This window comes from Micromonospora sp. 4G55 (assembly GCF_016803375.1).
The window spans coordinates 1-3,385 of the sequence record NZ_JAEVHN010000655.1; the positions used below are offsets into that span (position 1 = coordinate 1).

Genomic DNA, 3,385 nt, shown 5'->3' on the forward strand with positions numbered 1-3,385 from the left:
AACCCCCACCAACCGGACTCCCCCGCCACCCCTCCGGGCGCCGCCTGGCGGCGGCTGCCCTGGCCGCACTTTCCGAGAAAGAGTGGCCTCCGGGCGCCGTGAGGCCACTCTTTCTCGGAAAGTGCGCGGGACCCGGGAGGGGACGCGTGGATATGCCTGTGCGCGGTGGGTGGGGGGACCGGGTAGGCTGTCGGCGCGTCCCGTCGTGGCGGGGCGAATGCGGGCGTAGCTCAATGGCAGAGCTTCAGTCTTCCAAACTGACGGTGCGGGTTCGATTCCCGTCGCCCGCTCCAAAAGACCTTCGGCCCAGGTCGGAGGCATTTTCCCCCGATCCTGGCCGGCAGGCCACCCCCTTATTTTGATCTTGCGGGCCATACCTGGGCCACTAAGTGTCGCAGCCAGCTTGGCGCGAGCATTCTTGGCGATCCGCCGATCCATCGCCGAAGCAGTCTCCCGATCCCGCTCACTGGTCGCGTGCTGGTCAAGGCGGCCCGCAAGCGGGCCGCGCCGGACGAATCGGCCTGCTGCCGGCGCGCCGACCGATACAAGCCTTGCCTTCGGCGGGGGCGCTTCGATCTTGGGATGGGCAGCCATCCCGCTCACCGTTGACCCCGGGCGGAGCCGAGCAGACCAGCGCCACGGTGTGGGTCGACGGTGGACGGGATGGCGCGGGAGCGGGGCCCCGTTACAGTCACGGCGATTCGGGGAGGTCACGACGTGGCAGAGGTCGACAAGGCAGTCGAGCGCATCCGGGCGACAGGGGCGTACCGGCTGCTCGTCGTCGGATACCGCTGCCTGTTGCTCGGGCCGCTCATGATGGGTGTGTCCATCGGCGTGATAGCCCTCTGGCCCCTGAAGCCACCACTGGCATTCGTCCCGCTCGTCATCACGTTCGCGACAGTGTTTGTCGGGGTGGCCGCCATATGGGTTGGGCTGCTAACCCTGTACTCCCGTCGACTCATGCCACGTGGCGGCACCAATCGACACGCGGCCCTGATGAAGGCCCTGCGGCGGGACCTGACGGCGCCAGTGAGGCGGGGCAGGTAGCGGCACGGGCCCTCTATGGGCCAGTAACCGTGGCGTGCTGCGCCCGGCGGGGCGTCGGAGTCGACCGTCGCTGGCTAGCATCCCGCCCATGACGAGCGCCGATCTCGCAGCGACCGCCGCGCCGCGCCCACCCGGCCGCGCCCTGGCCCGTACGCAGTTCCTGCTGGTCGGCGCGTACCTAGTCGCCGTCGGCGTCGCGCTGGGCCGGGCCGCCGCCTTCTCCGGGCGCCTCTACCTGCCCCGCCAGGGTGACGACGCCACGGGCAACGCCGACCTGTGGCCGGGGCTGTGGGGCGGGGTGTGGCTGGTGTTGGTCGTCGTGATCGGCCTGGTGCCCCGGCCGCAGGGGGCGCGGCGCTGGTCGCCGTCGCCCGGCTCGCCTCCCCCCGGCTGCGTGCCGGGTCCGCCCGATGGCGCAGCCTGCTGGCGAGCACTGTCCTCGCCGCCCTCGTCGTCGCCGCCTGGCTGAGCCCGCCGATGACCACTCTGTACACCTGGCTCCTCGACTAACCGAGGGCTGCGAGCCCACCGTCGAGCCGTTGGAAGCGCGACGGTCAGGCGAACCGCGCACCGCCCGCCGTCCCGTTGCCGTCGGGCCGGCTGATCTCGTCCCGGACCACCGGCGCGAGGGCGGACCGGCCGCCGTCGTCCACCGCCACCGCGATCCGCACCCGCCCGTCGCCGTCGTCCAGGCCGGAGCTGACCACGATGTACCGTCGGCCGTCCGCGCCGGTGACGTCGCGCCGCTGCCGCTGGTCGACCATGGCCCGCCAGTGGTGGTGGCCGAGCCGCCGCCACTCGTCGAGGCGTTCCTCCGCCAGTCGGGCGGCCACCTTCCGGTTCAGTCCCACGCAACCAGCCTTCCATGCACGCCCGGGCCGTCGGGCGACGCCGGGCCCCGCCCCGCGCAGGCCATCCCGGCACCAGCGCCTGTCCGGGCCGGAGGCCACCGCCGGAAGACTCCCGGTGGCGAACCAGGCGGTCGGCCGTTCGTCGGCCAGGGTGGAACGCCGCGCACTTTGTTTCGGCCGGCGGACGGGGCCGGGCGGTCGATCGGGTCTGCTGCATCGGCTGCGTACGATGCGGGGCCGGGCAACTCGTGGCGTGGAGGTATCGACCGATGGCAGGCCAGCAGGACGGGTTCGCCCTCGGCGTCGACCTCGGCACCTCCAACACCGTGGCCGTGCTGCGCTGGCCGGACGGGCGGACCCGGCCGCTGCTCGTCGACGGCCAGCCGATCCTCCCCTCCGGCGTGTACGCGGACGCCGACGGGCGGCTGCACGTCGGCTGGGACGCGCAGCGGCTGGCGCAGGCCGACCCGGCCGGGTACGAGCCGAACCCGAAGCGGCGGGTGGACGAGCCGAGCGTGTCGCTGCGCGGGCGGGCGTATCCCCCGGCGGAGCTGCTGGCGGCGACCCTGCGTGCGGTGGCGGAGTCGGCGGTGGCGGCGGCCGGCTTCCTGCCCCCGGCGGTGGTCACCTACCCGGCGGCCTGGGAGGCGCCTCGACGGCAGGTGCTGCACGAGGCGCTGGCGCTCGCCGGCTGGCCCACTGCCGCCGAGCACACCATGTCCGGGCCGATCCCGCCCGGGACCCGCCTGCTGCGGGAGCCGGTGGCCGCCGCCCGGTACTACACCGACGTGCTGCGCCGGCCGGTGCCGGTCGGCGGCGCGGTCGCGGTCTTCGACTTCGGTGGCGGCACGTTGGACGTCGCCGTGGTCCGCAACGAGGGCGCCGACCCGTGGGGCGACTCGGGCTTCACCGTGATCTCCACCGGTGGGGTGGCCGACCTGGGCGGCCTGGACCTGGACGCCGCCCTGGTGGGTCGGCTCGGGGAACTGGTCGCCGACGCCGACGCCGACCCGGCACGGTGGGCCCGGCTGACCACGCCGGAGACGGCCACCCAGTGGCGGGACCGGCAGCAGCTCTGGGACAACGTGCGCGGGGCGAAGGAGATGCTGTCGCGGGCCACCGTCGCCCCGGTCGCCGTACCGGGGGTGGAGACGGCGGCGCGGCTGGACCGGGCCGACCTGGAACGGCTCGCCGCTCCCCTGCTGGCCCGGGCGGTGGCGGAGACCCGCGAGGTGATCGCCGCCGCGGGGCTCACCCCGGAGCGGCTGGCCGGGCTCTTCCTGGTCGGCGGCTCGTCCCGGATACCGCTGGTGGGCCGGATGCTGCACGCCGAGCTGGGCATCGCGCCGACGGTGCTGGAACAGCCCGAGCTGCCGGTCGCCGAGGGGGCGCTGACCGACCTGCCGATGCCCCGCCCGCAGTCCCGGCCGGCGCCGGTCGCCGCGGCAGCACCCGGCCACGCCCCGGTAGCGGCACCCGGAGCACCC

General features: G+C 74.3%; 4 protein-coding genes and 1 tRNA gene. 4 read left to right on the forward strand and 1 reads right to left on the reverse strand.

Annotated features, from left to right (window positions below; translation table 11 throughout):
- Positions 1–219 precede the first annotated feature (219 nt).
- The 3 genes from JNW89_RS31770 to JNW89_RS31780 all read left to right on the forward strand — a co-directional run bounded on the left by JNW89_RS31770 (position 220) and on the right by JNW89_RS31780 (position 1,516).
- Positions 220–293: transfer RNA gene (locus JNW89_RS31770), tRNA-Gly, on the forward strand.
- Between the two features lie 424 nt (positions 294–717).
- Complete coding sequence (locus JNW89_RS31775; protein WP_238451867.1) at positions 718–1,047, forward strand: hypothetical protein; 330 nt, start codon at positions 718–720, stop codon at positions 1,045–1,047.
- Positions 1,048–1,135: 88 nt separating this feature from the next.
- Positions 1,136–1,516, forward strand: a complete 381-nt coding sequence (locus JNW89_RS31780; RefSeq protein WP_238451868.1) for a hypothetical protein — start codon at positions 1,136–1,138, stop codon at positions 1,514–1,516.
- Positions 1,517–1,601: 85 nt separating this feature from the next.
- On the opposite strand, the gene JNW89_RS31785 is transcribed toward JNW89_RS31780, so the two are convergent.
- Entirely contained in the window at positions 1,602–1,898 is a 297-nt protein-coding gene (locus JNW89_RS31785; RefSeq protein ID WP_238451869.1) for a hypothetical protein, read from the reverse strand.
- 269 nt (positions 1,899–2,167) lie between these two features.
- On the opposite strand from JNW89_RS31785, the gene JNW89_RS31790 reads away from it, so the two are divergent.
- On the forward strand, positions 2,168–3,385 hold a 1,218-nt coding region (locus JNW89_RS31790; protein ID WP_238451870.1), incomplete at its 3' end, for an Hsp70 family protein.

Excerpts from the sequence above, each read along its gene's own strand:
- JNW89_RS31780 (WP_238451868.1), top strand. The coding sequence starts at position 1,136 with ATGACGAGCGCCGATCTCGCAGCGACCGCCGCGCCGCGCCCACCCGGC.